Consider the following 17,674-nt stretch of genomic DNA (forward strand, 5'->3'; position numbering starts at 1 on the left):
CACAGAATGCCATCCATCACCATTATTGGATCAGGCCCCGGCGGCCATATCGCAGCTTTTGAAGCAGCGCGCCGTGGAGCTGAGGTTACTTTGATTGAAAAGGCCGAGATCGGCGGGACTTGTTTGAACTGGGGATGTATTCCCACCAAGACTCTTAAATCTTCTGCTGAAGCTCTTGAAACAGCAGGACGTCTCAAGGAATTCGGCATCGCAGCTGAAGGCGGAGAAGAATCCGCAGGATTCAAAGCAGACATGGAAGCTGTGGTTGCGCGTAAGGAAAGAGTCCGCAAGGTTCTTTGCGGTGGTCTGGAAAAGACCTGTTCTTCCCTGAATATCAGGGTTGTACGCGGTTCCGCTGAAATCGGTGCAGATAAGACCGTCCGTGTTCACACAGAAGAAGGTGTGGAAGAAATCAAAAGCGATCATATCATCATTGCAACCGGATCAAGCATCCTTGAACTTCCTTCCCTGCCTGTGGATCACAAGCGGATCATTAACAGTGATGATGCCCTTGATCTGGACCATGTTCCCGCGAAGATGGTCATCGTTGGTGGTGGAGTCATCGGTTGTGAGCTGGCATTCATTTATCGTGCTTTCGGTTCTGAGGTCACCATTGTGGAGGGCTTGGATCGTCTGCTGCCCATTCCTTCCGTTGATAAGGATATGAGTAAACTTCTGCAGCGTGAAGCCAAAAAACACCGTATCAAAGTGCAGCTGGCCAAGACTGTCCAGAAAGTTGAAGTTGTCGACGGTAAAGTCCAGTGCATTATTGGGCCTTCCCCGTTTGTTGAAAACGCAAAAGGCGGCGAATCAACTATCGAAGCAGACGTTGTTCTGGTCGCAGTAGGCCGTACTCCGAATACCGATGGCCTGAATCTGGCTGAAGCGGGAGTCGAGACTGACGAAAGGGGCTGGATTAAGGCTGACGGTAACATGAGAACCTCTGCTGAAGGAATTTACGCTATTGGTGATGTTCTGGGACCTGCCCGGGTCATGTTGGCGCATGCTGCTTCCGCTGAAGGTCTCTGTGCTGTTGATAATTGCCTGGGCAAAGAACGGGCTCTTGATTATTCCGTCATTCCTTCAGGAATTTTTACCTCCCTTGAGATCGGAACCGTTGGTCTTTCTGAAGAAGAGGCCCTCAGCAAAGGCATCGAATTTCGTTCACAGGTCTTCCAGTTCCGTGAATTGGGTAAAGCGCAGGCCATGGGTGAACTTCCGGGAATGTTTAAGATTATCTGCGAAAAAGAGAGTGGAAAAATTCTCGGCGCGCATATTGCCGGCGCCCATGCAACCGATCTCATCGCAGAAGCCGGTCTGGCTATCAAAAACGGACTCACCGCAGAGGACGTAGCCCACACCATTCATGCCCACCCGACTCTCGCAGAAGGTTTCTACGAAGTTTGTGAAGCATGGCTTCGGGGATAGACGTCGACACGCTTTGCGTTTTGATAGGTGATTTCGTCTCTGACGGCCAAAGGGAATAATCCCCTTTGGAATCCCTATCAGTTTTAGTGTGGCCAATACTGAACATTATGATCTTAGATGTTCTGAGTAGCTAAGATTATATCTATATAAAAAATATTTTGGAGAGATAAATGAGCGAACTTACTTTTCCCGCAGATCTGTTCTACCACCCCGAGCACACTTGGGTTCTGATCAATGATGACAACACCGCAGTCGTCGGTATCAGCGATTTCGCACAGGAACAGCTCGGTGAAGTTGCTTTTGTTGATCTTCCTGAAGCAGGTGACCATTTTGAAGCTGGCGACGAGTTCGGTTCTGTTGAATCCATCAAAGCGGTCAGCAACCTGTACATGCCCATTTCCGGTACTGTCACCGAAATTAATGAAGGTCTTGAAGATACGCCTGAGGATGTGAACACTTCTCCTTACAAAGACGGTTGGATGCTGCGCATCACCGTTGATGAAGGTGCAGACAGAAGCCAGCTGCTGAACAGCGAAGCTTACGCAGAAAAAATTAAGTAATCCACCTTTCCCGGACTCCACTTCCGGGATTCCACTTCCTAGATGGGAGCTTTATAACGAATGGGCGGTTTCCTCATTAGAGGGACCGCTCAAAAATTATCGGGAGACCAACTATGTGCTCCAAAGAAAATTACCTGCGCATCCCGTCGTGGCTCCGGGTCAAAATTCCCTGCAACAAGACCTATAGCTCCACCCGCGAACTGGTTAAAGATCTCAGCTTGAGCACTGTCTGTCAGAGTGCCAAGTGTCCCAACATGTTCGAATGCTTTTCCGAGCATACCGCAACTTTTCTGATCATGGGTGACATCTGCACCCGCAATTGCGCTTTCTGCAATATTGAAAGCGGCGATATCACTCCGCTTGATCCCACCGAACCCAGCCGCGTGGCTGAAGCATCCAAGAGGCTTGGGCTTAAGCATGTGGTCATTACCTCCGTCACCCGTGATGATCTCGCTGACGGCGGGGCAAACCATTTTGCGGCCTGCATCCGGGCTGTGCGGGAGCAGCTCCCGGTATCCTCCATTGAGGTTCTGATTCCTGATTTTCAGGGCGATCAGAAAGCACTACAGGCCGTCATTGAAGCTGCACCGGATATCATCAACCACAACGTAGAAACGCCACCAGCACATTATGGTAGAATTCGTCCGCAGGCTGACTACAAGCAGAGTCTTGAACTTTTGAAGCGGGTAAAAGCTGCCGGGGCAATTGCAAAGTCCGGGCTGATGGTCGGTTTGGGTGAAAATGACGATGAGGTGCGCGGGGTGGTGGATGATCTTGCGGCCATTGACTGCAATATTGTTACCATCGGGCAGTACATGCGGCCTTCCATGCAGCATCCGGCAGTGCAGCGTTATGTTCATCCCGATGTGTTCGAAGAGTATGCCCGCTACGGCAAAGAGAAGGGTGTCGTTCACATGTACAGCGCTCCGCTGGTACGCTCCTCCTACAATGCAGCCCTTTTTGCTGGGCTTAAGAAATAAATTTCAGTCAATCCTACTGAAAAAGCGCAACGAAAAATCCCCGGCAACCGCAAGGCTGCCGGGGATTTTGTTATTTGGCTTATGGAGCCGGATGGTAAGGCTGGCTTAGTACATGCCGCCCATTCCACCCATGCCGCCCATGCCGGGCATACCGCCGCCCATTCCGCCGGGCATACCTGCGGGCATGTCAGCTGCGGGTTCGGGCTTTTCAACGATAGCGCATTCGGTGGTCAGCAGGAGACCAGCAACGGAAGCTGCATTCTGGATAGCGATACGGGTAACCTTTTTGGGGTCGATAACACCGGCCTTGATGAGGTCTTCGTATTCGCCGATAGCAGCGTTGAAGCCGTTACCGTCTTTTGCTTCTTTAACTTTTTCTACAACGATGGAACCTTCGAGGCCTGCGTTGCCTGCGATCTGGCGCAGAGGCTCTTCGATGGCACGACGGATGATGTCGATGCCTGCGGTTTCGTCATCATCAGCTGCGGTGATGTTCTCCAGAGCGGGGAGGCAGCGGATGAGTGCGGTTCCGCCGCCGGGAACGATACCTTCTTCAACAGCTGCGCGGGTTGCGTTGAGTGCATCTTCCACGCGAGCTTTCTTTTCTTTCATCTCGGTTTCAGTTGCAGCACCAACGTTGATTACTGCTACACCGCCAACGATCTTGGCGAGGCGTTCCTGAAGCTTTTCACGGTCGTATTCGGAAGTGGAAAGCTCGATTTCGTTGCGGATCTGGCCTACACGGGCTTTGATTGTTTCGCCTTCGCCTGCGCCATCAACGAGAGTGGTGTTTTCTTTGTCGATTACAACGCGCTTGGCGGAACCGAGGTGTTCAAGGCCGACAGCTTCAAGGTTGAGACCGATGTCGTCGGAAACAACTGCGCCGCCGGTGAGAGCTGCGATGTCTGCAAGCATTGCCTTGCGGCGGTCACCGAAGCCGGGAGCTTTAACAGCGACAACATTCAGGGTACCGCGGAGTTTGTTTACAACGAGGGTAGCCAGAGCTTCGCCTTCGATGTCTTCAGCGATGATCACGAGAGGTTTGCTCATTTTAGCAACCTGCTCCAGAACGGGCAGCAGTTCTTTCATGCTGGTAACTTTCTTTTCGCTGATCAGGATCAAGGGCTCATCCATTTCGCAGATCATTTTTTCTGCGTTGGATACGAAATAGGGGGAGAGGTAACCGCGGTCGAACTGCATACCTTCAACAACGTCGAGGGTGGTGTCGAGACCTTTTGCTTCTTCAACGGTGATAACACCTTCTTTACCAACCTTGTTCATGGCTTCGGCAATGATGTTACCAATGGTTACGTCGTTGTTTGCGGAGATAGTACCGACCTGTGCGATTTCTTTCTGATCACGGGTGGGCTTAGCAAGAGTTTCGAGGTGGTCGATGATAGCTTCAACAGCTTTGTCGATACCGCGTTTGATAGCCATGGGGTTACGTCCGGCAGCAACGAGTTTAACACCTTCGGTGAAAACAGCCTGAGCGAGGATGGTAGCAGTGGTAGTACCGTCACCGGCGATGTCGGAGGTTTTGGAAGCAACTTCCTTAACCATCTGTGCACCCATGTTTTCGAACTTGTCTTTGAGTTCGATTTCTTTGGCTACGGAAACGCCGTCTTTGGTAATGACCGGAGAACCGAAGGATTTGTCCATAACAACGTTACGGCCTTTGGGTCCGAGGGTTACTTTTACAGCATTGGCGAGCTTGTCTACGCCGATTTTCAGTTTTTCGCGAGCTTTGGCGTCAAAGAGGATCTGTTTAGCCATTTGGTGTTTTCTCCTTAAAATAAAGAAATTTTATAATGCAGCCAGAAAGAGGCTGTTCATAACTAATGTATGTGATCTTAATTATTCAACAACAGCAAGAATGTCGTCTTCGCGCATGATCAGGTGATCTTCACCTTCGATGCTGATTTCAGTTCCGGCGTATTTTGCGAAAAGAACAGCGTCGCCTTCTTTTACACCCAGTGCGACTCTGGCGCCTTTGTCGTCCAGCTTGCCGGGGCCTGCTGCGATGACTTCACCTTTGAGGGGCTTTTCTTTTGCAGAGTCGGGGATAATGATTCCGCCAACGGTTTTTTCTTCCACTTCAAGGCGTCTGACCAGTACGCGGTCTGCTAACGGCTTAAGTTTCATCTGTTTTCCTCCAATATTTCAATACTATTTTTTGCTTTCAGGCTCTTGGCCTGTTAACCGCAACGGCTTTCATGAGGTTTGTGGAAAAGAATTATGCCGCGCGGATTGAATCAAAGTAAGTCATTATTAAAAACTGTCAACAGCAGGACTGCGTTTTTTTTGAAAATCATGGAAATCGAAAATCAGAGCAGATCCTTGGCGACAAAAACGACTCTGCCGATGACTGACCAGTCGTGGGCGGGGTTGTTGTTATCAAGGACGATTGGGCCGGGTGATAATTCGTGGTTATCAGAAAGAAGTAGAATTCTTCCCGGTTCCCGCGCTACCCTGCGGACCAGAATTTCTTCATCTATTCGAACTGCATAAATGCGCCCCTCAAAAAAATCTTTTTGTGATTCATCCACGAGAACATGGTTGCCGTCTTCGATGCGCGGGGCCATGGCGTTTCCGGTTACAGTCAGCATTTTCATGGATTCAGGGTCGCCTTTTTCTCCCATCCAGCGGGAATTGAAGGCCATAAGCTTCTGGGCGTCGAGGTTTATATTCAGTTTTTCACTGTTTTTTTCTGCTCGGGCCTGTGCTTGGGGGGGGCTTATGAAGTTATCATTGTTGTCTGAATTTTCTGCTGGAAAAATTATTTTTGCATCTACTTCATCGAGAATTTTTGCCAGCACCTGTATATGTTTTCCCCTTTCCTGCTTGATGTAGCGGAGGATTTGGTTAGGTGCGACCCCGCATGCTTTAGCCATTTGGGTCGGGTTTGCGTACTGGCGGCCCTGTCCTATCATATTTCCGAGTCCTTCAACTATATCATTATAAAAACCCATGTTTCCTCCTTGGTATCATTGAGTACCTTTATTTTAAAAAAAAGTCCTTGTGTTGAGTATAATTTTCGCTTGTATTTATTTTTTGGTATCTTTGATTTACAAATTGGCTTGCAAAATAGTTTTTTTGGTAATAAAAGCTTTCCCGTTGTTATAAGATCAAGGTAGACGGTGTTATTTTTTACAGGTTAATATGCATTTAAAAATAGGAGCAGGCAGATGGGGTCGGACTTATCAGCAGTGGCTGCAGGTTTTCCTGACATGGATAGGCATCGGGGGATGTCCGCAGAGGGACTTATCAGTGTTCTGGGACGTGATGCGGCTGAACGGTTAATGTACTTCTGGGGTGGAACAAGAGTTTCTGTTCCGGATTTGGAAGAACTACAAAAGCTTAAGCTGCGAGAACGTATTCTAAGAGCATATGAACAGGGAGCTACTCCTGCACAGATTGCCGAAAGATTCGGAGTTTCAGTGCGTACAGCTCAGAGAATACGAAATTTCCCAATTACATTGAGGGGAGGTACAAAATAATGTAATTACAATATTAACAGCTTAAAGTCGTGCTTTTCTTTCAGGGGCGAATCTGTGGTATCCATTGCATAATTGAATTCTGGGCCGGGGCATTTTATGGAAATGAAAAATTCAAACAGCGTGTTTTTTTGCTTTATTAAAAAGTTCTTCTTCGTTGCCTTGCTGATTCTGCTAGTTTCTGCATGGGGGATACTTACCCAACGCACTCAGTATCTTAATCTCGTCAAAACTCATGAAGAGGATCTCGTTCAGACGAGTGTTTCCACATTCAGTACATGGCTTGAATCTGGTGTTGAATATACCTCGATTCTTGCTGGTCTTGTCGGTGGTCTCTTGGGAGATCATGGGGCTGATGGTGAAAGGTATGATGATGTTGCCGAAATATTTTCAGTTTTCGGGCTGAGATGTAACGGTTGTGTTCAGCTGCGTTTTCTTTCCCCGCAAGGCATGGAAATGGTCCGGGTGAATATTGCGGATGGGAATCCTGTGCGGGTATCAGGTCCTTATCTGCAGAATAAAAGTGATCGTGATTATTTCCTCGAAGCCAGGAATATTGAGGATGAAGTTTATATCTCACGTTTTAACCTGAACATGGAATTTGGTAAGGTGGTCATTCCATATTCCCCGGTGTTACGGCTGGTGAAGAAAGTTTATTCCAAAGACGGGAGTGAACTGGGATTTCTGGTTATGAATTTTTCAGGGGAACGTCTTTTCAGATTATTCAGCGTTACAATGGCCGAGTCTTTCGGCAATATTTACCTCTTGAATGATAGCGGGGGCTGGATCATTGGTCCGGATGAAACGTATAACTGGAGATTTTTGTTCAAAGGGGAGCAGGGGCGGATGCAGCACGAATTCCCTAAGGAGTGGGCTGCAATTTCGGGTAAGGATCATGGACAATTCGATACGGTTGGAGGTGTTTACACCTTTAATTCACTTAATGGTGATTCATTCAAATTTTTGATGAGGCAGGATGTTGTCTTCAATGAAGGGTGGAAGATTGTATCCCGTGTCCCTGATAATGCCTTGATGGTTCCAAGCAGAAATATTTTGGTTTCCCTGCTGGCTTTATTGTTTGTCATGGTCGGTTACCTTTTTTGGCGTCAGACATCCACGAATATTGCCAGTGAAGATATTCGAATGGCTTTGGAAGAAAGTGAAAAAAGGTTTGTGGACATTGCTGACGCAGCGGGAGAGTTTATCTGGGAGACCGGACCGGATGGAAGTTTTGTTTTCGTCACTGGTCGAGCTGAAGATGTGCTTGGTTATAGCGCAGAAGAATTGGTCGGGCGCTCCCCTTTTGATTTTGTGGATGAAGAATCCTCCTGGGATGTCCGCAAGGAATTTTTGGATGCTGCTCAGTTCGGCCATAGTTTCAGGGGGCTGGTTTTTAAATTTGTAAACCGCGATGGACGTAAGATCTGGCTCGAGTTCAACGGCGTGCCTCTTTTTGATGCAGAGGGAACTGTTGTGGGTTTTCGCGGAGCAACTTCGGATATAAGTGCCCAGAAAAAAGCCCTGCAGGATTTGCAGGAACGTGAAGATATGCTCCAGAGCATAAGTGATTCTGTTCAGGATGCTCTTGTTTTGATGGATGAGAACGGTTTGGTCCATTTTTGGAATCCGGCAGCAGAAACTATTTTCGGTTTCAGCGCAGAGGAGATGCTGGGGGAAAGTCTGGAATGCTGTTTCTATGCTGAGGATAATGTGTCGCCAAATTCTGAAGGTGAGGACGGTAGCTACGTGGAAGGGCTTTTGTCCAGCTACGGGGCGTTTACTGTAAACGTCCGGCGCAAGGGGGGGGATGTCTTTCCGGCTGAAGTGCTGCTTTCACCTTTGCGTAAGGATGAGCAATGGTGGGTGGTTGGTACCTTCAGGGATGTTACCGAGCGCAAGGAAGCTGAAGACAAGTTACGTAAGCTTGCTACCACTGATTCCCTGACCGGATTGTATAACCGTCGTTTCTTTATGGAGAGTGCTGAGGATGCAATGGAGCGTTCCCGTCGCTATGGCCATGACCTTTCATTATTAATGATGGACATTGATTTCTTTAAGAATGTGAATGATTCATACGGCCATGATGCAGGTGATGATGTCCTGAAGGCCTTAGCCAAAACAGGATTGAAAATTTTACGTAATATAGATGTGTTCGGTAGGATCGGCGGTGAGGAGTTTTCCATACTCCTGCCGGATACCGGGTTGCCGGGAGCGGCGCAGGTAGCAGAAAGGCTGCGTGCGGAAATAGAAGCGGAAGCGATGCACACCCGTTCCGGTTCATTGAGAATTACTGTGAGTATAGGTGTTGCTACTTTTAATGATGATACGAATTCTTTGGAGAAGCTGCTGAAGGCTGCGGATGTTGGTCTTTATGCAGCCAAGGAGTCTGGACGTAATCAGGTCAAAGTGCAGCTTTCACCTGAAAATTAGACAAAAAAATCCCCGGAAATTTTCATTTCCGGGGATTTTTTTTGCTTTTTAATCAAATCCGAATTCGATGGTGAAGTTGCCGTGGTCGGTTGTGAATGGGATTGCCATTACCGGACCGGCGGTTACGTGCGCGATGGTATGGTTATCTCCCATGATAACAGTGGGGGTGGAGCCTTGCAGCTTGTAGCCCATTTCAGTTAATCCGGCACGTGCCTGGCCGGAAACCATATTGGTGATTTCACCTACGGCATCTTTTACATCCTGAATGATATCTTGAATGTCATCGCCGAGCATGTTTCTTACTATTTGTGCTGCACATGCCTTTTCAAAAGAAATAGAGATACTTCCGCTAACAGAACCAGTAAAGCCGACGATGCCTGTTACATCTCCATTTGCGACATTACCTTTTTTAACAAACGGTTTACCCGCTGTAGGCGTGATCATGGCCATCATAGTCAGGATGTCCGAGGTTGCCTTGATAAAAGGTTTTGCCAATTCTACATTCATTATAAAGACTCCTTAAAAAAGTTGGCATATATTGTTCGTACGGCAGACCGGATTCTCCCCGTGAATAATCCATCTACATGGTTCCGGCTACCTGAATTTATCCGTTTTGAGTTGCGTTATAGGGAGCCTAGCAGAAAATTAGATCATGAACAATTTCTTTAACGAGTGGTTTCGATATTTTGACTCAATCTTTTTATTTGTTTCTCCGGTGTTTACCTCCTTATTCTGATTGCAGGAGTGTGCAGCTTGCGTTTATGATGTTTGACCGTTGGGATAATTTTTCGTATTTGAATTAAATTCAAAGTGATTGCTGCTTATCAAACAAAGCCGTGGAAGTTCCAACTGCCAACGGCAAAGAAATAGTCCAAGGATACAGATATATGTCAGACAATACCGAGTCCAATGTAGGTAAGAATTTTATTACCGCGATTATTGATAAAGATAATGAAACCGGCAAATATGAAGGAAGGGTGGCAACCCGTTTCCCCCCGGAACCGAATGGCTACCTGCATATCGGCCATGCAAAATCCATCTGCCTTAACTTCGGGCTTGCCAAGGATTACAAAGGAACCTGCAACCTGCGTTTTGACGACACCAACCCGGTAAAAGAAGATACCGAGTACGTGGAATCCATTGAGAAGGATGTCCGCTGGCTTGGTTTTGATTGGGAAGACAGGCTGCACTACTCCTCTGATTATTTTGATCAGCTCTACGCTTTTGCCGTGCAACTCATCAAAGACGGTAGGGCCTATGTAGACAGCCTCAGCGCTGAAGAGATTCGTGAATATCGCGGTTCCCTTAAGGAACCAGGTAAAAACAGTCCTTACCGTGACCGACCAGTGGAAGAGAATCTTGAGCTTTTCGAACGCATGAAAAACGGCGAGTTTGCAGACGGAGAGCATGTGCTTCGTGCCAAGATCGATATGGCCGCGCCCAATGTTATCCTGCGTGACCCGACTCTCTACAGGATCAGAAAGGCCCATCACCATCGTACAGGTGATAAGTGGTGCATCTACCCTATGTATGATTTTACCCACTGTATTTCCGATTCACTGGAAAAAATCACCCACTCCATTTGTACTCTTGAATTTGAAAACAACCGTGCGCTTTACGACTGGACTCTTGAAACCCTCGGTGTTTATCGTCCGCAGCAGATTGAGTTCGCAAGACTCAACCTGAGTTACACTGTGATGAGTAAACGCCGTCTTATCCAGCTGGTGGAAGAAGGCTACGTGAACGGCTGGGATGATCCGCGCATGCCTACAATTTCCGGTATGCGCAGACGTGGTTATTCCCCGGCTTCCATCCGCAATTTCTGCGAACGCATCGGTGTTGCCAAGGCTGCCAACATGGTTGATTTCGCACTGCTTGAGTTTTCCGTGCGTGAAGATCTCAACGCACATTCCAATAGGGTAATGGGTGTTATCAATCCCATCAAACTGGTCATCGATAATTACCCCGAAGGTCAGGTTGAGGAATTCGAATGCCAGAATAATCCTGAAGATGAGTCTGCCGGAAGCCGTATGGTTCCTTTTTCCAAGACTCTCTACATTGAGCGTGATGACTTCATGGAAGATGCGCCGAAGAAATTCTTCAGGCTTTCCGTGGGACGCGAAGTCCGTCTGCGAGCAGCATACTATGTGACCTGTACCGACGTGATCAAAGACGAGAACGGTGAAGTTGTAGAACTGCGCTGTACCTATGATCCTGAGACCCGCGGCGGCTGGTCCAAGGATGGCCGTAAGGTTAAAGGCACAATTCACTGGGTTTCCGTTGATCATGCAGTTGAAGCTGAGGTCCGTCTCTATAACCATCTCTTCACCAAAGAGAATCCCATGGACAACAAAGACGGTTCCGACTTCAAAGATCACATCAGTCCCGATTCCCTTGAAGTTCGCCCCAAATGTTACGTGGAACGCTCACTTGCCAATGTGGAACCCGGCTACCGTTGTCAGTTCGAAAGAATCGGTTATTTTTGCGCTGATTCTGATTACACTCCTGAAAAGCCGGTTTTCAACCGTACCGTCACCCTGCGTGACTCATGGAAGAAAATTGCCAAGAACCAGAAAAAGTAATATTGTACCCTTGCGGGTGTAGGTCATTATTGATGCGGGGTCCTTTAGGGGGTCCCGCATTTTATTTGAATGGAGTCCGACCTGTAAATTTAGGTTTGGTTGTGGGGATGAAAGATTTTGCTTAAAGTGATATCTCTTGAATTGTTGATAATACCTGATCTAGTTGAAGCTGTTTTGAATATATACAGATATGAACCGGAGGTAGCAGGATGAGTACTGAAATTGGAAACGGTTCCAAACTCGCCATAGCCATAGCCGGGAGGAGTAATGTTGGTAAATCTTCAATTATCCGTGCTCTTTCCGGAATTGAGAATCTTGATGAAGTAAGCCCTGTCGCCAGTGAAGATGAAATGTATCCCTTGACCCGGGCGGAGATTCATCCGTTGGGCCCGGTTACCATTTACGACACTGACGCCCATATTCCCGGTGATGACCGGGCCAGAGCTATTAAAGAAGGTCTGTACAGTGTTGATGTCGCAGTAGTCGTTACCGATGAGTCCGGCATTCTTGATGAAGAGCGGGAACTTACTTCTTTGCTTCTTGACCGGGGCATACCCTGCGTCATGGTTTTCAATAAAGCCGATATCAGACGTCCCAGCCTTGCGGATATGGAATTTTGCGGTTCCCGCGGAATTCGCTTTGTTGCGACTTCCACTGAAGACGGCAGGGGGATTGAACGGCTTAAGAAATCAATTACGGCCCTTGCCCCGGAAGAGAATATGCTCGACCCGGTTCTGGCACGGGATCTCATGGGGCGTGGGGACTTCGTTGTTTGCGTTGTTTCCGAGGACCCTGTTTCTCCCAAAGGACGTCTGGGACTTCCTAAATCACAAGTTATACGTGAAATTCTGGATGCTGGCGGAATCGCGGTTATCGTCAAAGAGGGAGAACTCTACCAGACTATTTCCGGTCACAAGCGGCGCCCGGCACTTGTTGTTGCCGATTCCGAGCCGATTAAAAAAGTCATGGATATCATTCCCCGTGATGTTTCCCTGACAACATTTCCCATCCTTTTTGCCAGACATAAGGGAAATCTGGAGCAGCTGGTTCAGGGTGCGAATGCCATTGATAAATTGCAGGATGGGGACAAGGTCTTAATTGTTGAAGCCTGCCCCCATCATCCAAAGGCGGAAGATCTGGGTAATGAAATGATTCCTGCAAGGATTGCAGGATATACGGACCGGAAAATTATTTTTGAATCCAAGACCGGGTGCGGCCTGCCCATAGATCTTTCTGAATATAAGCTGGTTGTTCACTGTGGAGCCTGCATGCAGGAAAGGGCGGATATGCTCCGCCGGATCAGGGATTGCGACCGTCAGGATGTTCCCATCACCAACTATGGCCTTGCTGTAGCCAAGGTTGATGGAACTCTACAACGTTTGATTGAGCCATTTTTCAAGGATGTTGCAGAAGAGCGCAAAGAGCTGACCGGTAAGATTAATGTATACAGGGGCAGTAATTCTCAGGCCATGCATCTGGTGGTTCCTGCTGAAATACATCCCGAAAAAGCAGTTCCCTTCAATCTTATGTATCTTTTCGGTGATATTGAAGTGACTAAAAAGCATATCGGTTTTGCGTCACTTCCTTTTGCCCGTGGAGGCCAGCAGAAGATACGGAAGTTTGTGGAAGAGCACGGGTATTGTTTTTACAAATGGCCAGGCCGGGTTTTAGGTGCTGATTTAGGCGGTTTACTGGACCAGGATGAAAATAACGAAGCATAGCCGGCAGGGGTGAATGGGATGATTGAAATGGGGCTGGTTCGCAAAATTACGTTTTTTTTGCTTCTAAGTTTAATTTATGCATCAGCTGTTTGTAATGCACAGGAAGTGAAAATAGGTTTTGTGCATTCGGGTGAGACCATAAACGACAATTCTTTTAATGAAATGGTTGTTGTCGGGTTACGCAAATTGCAGAAAGAACGGCAGATCAAAGTGCTGCCCCGCAAAGGTGGATTCTCGCTGGACGCGACAGTGAAGGCGATTGAATCGCTGCTGGACGAAGAAGTCAGGGTTATTGTGGTTAACGGTGTCCCCGTCGGCAACCGCTTTGGAGAGTTTGCTCTGGACCATACGGATACTACATTTATTCTCAATGACGCAAAGATTGATGGTTATCCTAATATCATTTCCATTGACTACGCCCATGGTATGGGTTCATGTCTTGTAGGCGCTCTTTGCGCCTGGCAGACCAAAACCGGAAAAGTTGGCTTTCTCGGGGCCAATCAAATGCCGGTGGTCAAAGAGTTTCTGGCCGGTTTCCGCCAAGGTGTGGAGTATTCCGGAAGGGACGTTGAAATTGTAGAAAAATATGTTCGCACCGATGTTTCTTCAAAAGGTTTTGAAGACCCAGAGCTCGCTAATTCCATAGCTGTTGGTATGTATTCCGGTGGTGTGGATATTATTTACGCTGTTGCAGGTCTGTCCGGTAACGGGGTTATTCAGGCTGCCCATAGTACCGGGAATCTGGTTGTTGGAGTGGATTCGGATCAGGATCATATGGCCAAAGGCTCAGTCCTGACCAGTATGGTAAAAAGAATGGACATTGCTGTTTATGAAGAAGGACTTGCTGTTTTGGACGGGAACTATGTTTCCGGATGCAAGTCTTATCATTTGTCCAACAATGGAGTTGGGCTTAGCGACATGAAATATAGCCGGCACCTGATTTTGCCCGGTGTTCTGAAAAAACTTGATGAACTGAAATTAAAGCTTGTCTCGGGAAAGGTTAAGTTGAACTCTTCAGTGGAGTAAATAGGAATATTTTAATGGGGAACTTTTTCAGAATCAGGCATAAAATAACTGTGGGGCTAGTCTGTATTTTGGCTGCCGTCCTATTGCCTTTGGGCTATTTATTCAGTGATATGTACAGGGCGGACATACACAGCTTGATTGAGTCAAAAGGGGATAGCGTTGCGGCTTTGGTTGCGTTTTCAAGCAGCGAAGCTATTTTGAATTATCAGGACTTCAGGCTTGATGAAATAGTTGAAATTGTATGCGACAATAAAGGGATTGTCTCCTGCGCCGTTTTTAATCAGTCCGGGGTGCTGATCAGTGAATTTGAAAAATCCGCTAACAAAGATGGAAACAGGGTTCTCCAGATTGAGCGGCGCATCTTGAAAGATGGTGAATATCTGGGATTTGTCCGTATTGGAATTCTTGATGAATTTTTAGCGGGGAGTTCCGGAAATTTTTTGACCCACATTATGCCGTTGCTGCTTGGAGTTGCATTGCTAAGCGGATTGTGCGTGCGTTTTTTTGTCGGCAGAACTCTTTTTTCTCCTCTGGCCAGACTCGCAGGGCAAGCTAAGCTGGCAGAAAATGGCGAAGCTGTTGTTTTCGAAGGAACAGGTCGGGATGACGAAATCGGCAGTCTGGCTGAATCCCTAGAGCATTTTTCAGAAAAATTGAGCCTCATGCAGGCTGATTTGGACCAGAGAGTTGAGGACCGCACTGAAGGTTTAAATGCAATGAACCGCAAGCTTACGGATGAAGTTGATATTCGCCGTAAGACTGAAAGAGATTTGAGTGCGGCTTTGGATGAGTTGTCTTTTACTGTCCGTGAATTGGAAAAATCAAAAGACAAGGCGGAAACAGCCAGCAGATTTAAGAGTCAGTTTCTGGCGATGATCAGTCATGAAATCAGGACTCCCATGAACGCAATCCTCGGTATGGGGGATCTGCTGTTGGAAACTGACCTTGACCCGGAGCAGATGGGGTACGTGGAAATTTTTCGCGGGTCAGGGGAATTGTTATTGAAAATAATTAACGACATACTTGATTTTGTGCAGATTGAGTCCGGTCAGATTGAGCTTGTTCCTGTTCCTTTTGATCCTGCGCGTGATGTACAGAGTGTTTGCAAGAGCGTGGCTCACTCCGCCCATGCCCGGGATATTGAAGTTATTTGCGATGTCGATGCGGATATTCCCGCGCAGGTAGTCGGTGATCCTGTCCGGGTTCGCCAGATTTTGCTTAATATAGTTTCCAATGCGGTAAAATTCACCTCCAGTGGTGAGGTTGATGTGCGCTTGAGTGTTGAAGAGTCCGGTGATGAGTATGAGCGGCTGCTTTATGCTGTCCGGGATACCGGCATTGGTATTCCTGAAGGTCTTAAGGAAAGCGTCTTTGACCGCTTTGTGCAGGATGACGGATCAGCTTCCCGTGAATACGGCGGTGTAGGTCTCGGCCTTGCCGCGGCTTCAAGGCTGGCAGCACTTATGGATGGAGATATCCGTTTTGAGAGCGAAAGCGGAAAAGGAAGTATTTTTTATTTTTCCATTCCTTTTAAAAAATCGGTTTATGAACCGGTGCGCAGTGTTGCAGATTTTTCCGGTACACGTGTTCTCATGGTGGATGATAACCATACCGTGCGTGAGGTGTTAGCCCGGAGAATGCATTCATTCGGGATAGATGCGGTGATGGCTGCGGACGGGAATGAGGGGCTCGGTTACCTTGAGGTATCCCAAGAGCATGGCAAAACATATGACCTGCTTTTGGTAGACAGCGATATGCCCGGTATGCAGGGGGTTGACTTCCTCGCAAAAGCACAGCAGAAAAACTTGCTCCCCGGGCGGGTGGCGATGATGTTTTCTGCCGGCTGCACAGAGGAGGACAGGCAGAGTGCCCGCATGGCTGGTGCTGATTACACTCTAATCAAGCCTGTTTTTGATGCGGACCTGATCCGTTGTCTTACTTCGCTGGAAGATTCAGGCAAGGAAAGATATCATTCCGGGAAAGGGATGAACATTCTTTTGGTTGAGGATAATGAAGATCATCGCAAGATTCTGGAACTTTTCATCCTTGATACCGGGGCTGATATAAGCATAGCTGCTGACGGCTTGCAGGCTGTACAGCTTTTCGCTGACAACAGTTATGATCTTGTTTTTATGGATATTGAGCTTCCGGTTCTTGATGGTCTTTCCGCTGTTCAAAGAATACGTGAACTCGAAGACGAAAATGGTCGCGCAAAATCGGTAATTGTTGCCCTTGCTGCGCGAGCATACAGTTCAAACAGGCTGGAGTCTGCCCGGGTAGGGTGTGACGGATTTATTTCCAAGCCTGTAAAATGGGATACCATTCGATCCACTATCTCGGCAGTTGCCGTCGATTCCGGTCTCCCTGACGAAATTATTATTCTGGAGTAAAAATAGTGTCTGAAGAAAATTCAGGACAGGAATTGTTTGTCATTAATGAGGAACTTGAAGAATTGATTCCGCATTTTGTATTGCACCAGTTCGATGAACTGAAGCAGATGGAAACCAGCCTTGATGCAGGTGATCTGACAGAGGTGGCCCGTCTGGGACATAGCCTTAAAGGTGCTGCTGCCAACTTCTGCCTTGATCCACTTTGCCGGCTTGGCATGGCGATTCAGGATGTCTCCAAGCTGGGCATGCAGGATGCTTTGTACCCTTTGGTTAAAAAATATCGCTTTTATCTTGATGAATTGAAAATTCAAGTGAGCTAGACAAGAATCACTCACCTGCACTACGTCTACACTTCCAGACCGCAGGCAATTGCTGCGGATATCATCGTCTTGAACCAGCCCGCGTTGCTTGCCACGTATATTTGTTCTTTTCTCCCGAATAATTTTGATTTGTGCCTTGAGCTACCCTTCAATGGATATACTTTTCCCCCGGACTTCAAGGCTTTATTCCGCCAGCTTCGCAGGGAGGCTTTGTTTTTACCGTCCTAACTGTAGCTCTGGATATTCAGTTCCGTTTCCACGCCGATCTGGTAAACAGCATATCCTTTATTAAAAAGGGTTTCAGACAGTTGCGGTCCGATCTGAACAAGGGCCAGTTTTCCGCTGTGCTTTTTCGAGTACTTTGATGAGTTTTAGCTGGGAATCCGGAGCGGCGACCGGTTCTGAAAGAGCCACCGCATGCTTACCCATGTGCAGGATTTATCTCCAGCCACGAGATGTATCCGCAGGATTCTAAAATAGCAGGATTCAATCCCGGCTGCAGGGGCGAGTAGGACATGCACGTGTTACCGAAATTTTTTGTGTAGGGCAGCAGAGAGGTAATGCATTTTGGCTGCTCTCTGTGCAAAAAATGAATTTGTGCGGCTCGGTTAAAATTCATGGTTCTGAATAAAGCTTAGGGTGTAGATCTTATTATATGCAAAAAATTGAATCATGTTCAAGCGGGACTCGTGCTGCTTGCACGGTTGGGCATTATACTCTAAAGCAACTGAAGATTTGCAAAT

Annotated in this window: 14 protein-coding genes; 10 read left to right on the top strand and 4 right to left on the bottom strand. The window is 47.5% G+C overall.

Features of this window, described 5'->3' with window-relative positions:
- Positions 1-6 precede the first annotated feature (6 nt).
- The 3 genes from lpdA to lipA all read left to right on the top strand — a co-directional run bounded on the left by lpdA (position 7) and on the right by lipA (position 2,968).
- On the top strand, positions 7-1,428 hold the full coding sequence (gene lpdA / locus ACNI29_RS11990) for a dihydrolipoyl dehydrogenase (protein ID WP_419778602.1): 1,422 nt from the start codon (positions 7-9) through the stop codon (positions 1,426-1,428).
- A gap of 170 nt (positions 1,429-1,598) precedes the next feature.
- Positions 1,599-1,988, top strand: coding sequence for a glycine cleavage system protein GcvH (gcvH, locus tag ACNI29_RS11995; protein WP_419778603.1), 390 nt, complete (start codon positions 1,599-1,601; stop codon positions 1,986-1,988).
- A gap of 113 nt (positions 1,989-2,101) precedes the next feature.
- Positions 2,102-2,968, top strand: coding sequence for a lipoyl synthase (gene lipA, locus ACNI29_RS12000; RefSeq protein WP_419778604.1), 867 nt, complete (start codon positions 2,102-2,104; stop codon positions 2,966-2,968).
- 105 nt (positions 2,969-3,073) lie between these two features.
- Here the strand turns inward: lipA and groL are convergent, their stop codons facing one another.
- From groL to ACNI29_RS12015, 3 genes are all read right to left on the bottom strand, one after another.
- Entirely contained in the window at positions 3,074-4,741 is a 1,668-nt protein-coding gene (gene groL / locus ACNI29_RS12005; protein WP_419778605.1) for a chaperonin GroEL, read from the bottom strand.
- Between the two features lie 81 nt (positions 4,742-4,822).
- A complete protein-coding gene (groES, locus tag ACNI29_RS12010; protein ID WP_419778606.1) occupies positions 4,823-5,110 on the bottom strand; it encodes a co-chaperone GroES in 288 nt (95 codons plus the stop codon).
- Positions 5,111-5,292: 182 nt separating this feature from the next.
- Positions 5,293-5,937 (bottom strand): S24 family peptidase, encoded by a 645-nt coding sequence (locus ACNI29_RS12015; RefSeq protein WP_419778607.1) that lies wholly within the window; start codon positions 5,935-5,937, stop codon positions 5,293-5,295.
- Between the two features lie 216 nt (positions 5,938-6,153).
- On the opposite strand from ACNI29_RS12015, the gene ACNI29_RS12020 reads away from it, so the two are divergent.
- A complete protein-coding gene (locus ACNI29_RS12020) occupies positions 6,154-6,465 on the top strand; it encodes a helix-turn-helix domain-containing protein (protein ID WP_419778608.1) in 312 nt (103 codons plus the stop codon).
- Positions 6,466-6,561: 96 nt separating this feature from the next.
- Positions 6,562-8,892, top strand: a complete 2,331-nt coding sequence (locus tag ACNI29_RS12025) for a sensor domain-containing diguanylate cyclase (protein WP_419778609.1) — start codon at positions 6,562-6,564, stop codon at positions 8,890-8,892.
- Positions 8,893-8,940: 48 nt separating this feature from the next.
- Here the strand turns inward: ACNI29_RS12025 and ACNI29_RS12030 are convergent, their stop codons facing one another.
- Complete coding sequence (locus ACNI29_RS12030; RefSeq protein ID WP_419778610.1) at positions 8,941-9,399, bottom strand: chemotaxis protein CheX; 459 nt, start codon at positions 9,397-9,399, stop codon at positions 8,941-8,943.
- A 380-nt stretch (positions 9,400-9,779) separates the two neighbouring features.
- Here ACNI29_RS12030 and ACNI29_RS12035 point away from each other — a divergent pair, with 380 nt between their 5' ends.
- The 5 genes from ACNI29_RS12035 to ACNI29_RS12055 all read left to right on the top strand — a co-directional run bounded on the left by ACNI29_RS12035 (position 9,780) and on the right by ACNI29_RS12055 (position 16,931).
- Complete coding sequence (locus ACNI29_RS12035; RefSeq protein WP_419778611.1) at positions 9,780-11,474, top strand: glutamine--tRNA ligase/YqeY domain fusion protein; 1,695 nt, start codon at positions 9,780-9,782, stop codon at positions 11,472-11,474.
- Between the two features lie 209 nt (positions 11,475-11,683).
- A complete protein-coding gene (hydF, locus tag ACNI29_RS12040; RefSeq protein ID WP_419778612.1) occupies positions 11,684-13,195 on the top strand; it encodes a [FeFe] hydrogenase H-cluster maturation GTPase HydF in 1,512 nt (503 codons plus the stop codon).
- A 105-nt stretch (positions 13,196-13,300) separates the two neighbouring features.
- On the top strand, positions 13,301-14,221 hold the full coding sequence (locus ACNI29_RS12045; protein WP_419778613.1) for a BMP family ABC transporter substrate-binding protein: 921 nt from the start codon (positions 13,301-13,303) through the stop codon (positions 14,219-14,221).
- Between the two features lie 134 nt (positions 14,222-14,355).
- Positions 14,356-16,611, top strand: a complete 2,256-nt coding sequence (locus ACNI29_RS12050; RefSeq protein WP_419778614.1) for a response regulator — start codon at positions 14,356-14,358, stop codon at positions 16,609-16,611.
- Positions 16,612-16,616: 5 nt separating this feature from the next.
- A complete protein-coding gene (locus tag ACNI29_RS12055) occupies positions 16,617-16,931 on the top strand; it encodes an Hpt domain-containing protein (protein WP_419778615.1) in 315 nt (104 codons plus the stop codon).
- The last annotated feature ends 743 nt before the right edge of the window (positions 16,932-17,674 follow it).

The sequence above is a fragment of the Maridesulfovibrio spiralis (SeqCode) genome, assembly GCF_048571135.1.
Lineage (GTDB): Bacteria > Desulfobacterota > Desulfovibrionia > Desulfovibrionales > Desulfovibrionaceae > Maridesulfovibrio > Maridesulfovibrio spiralis.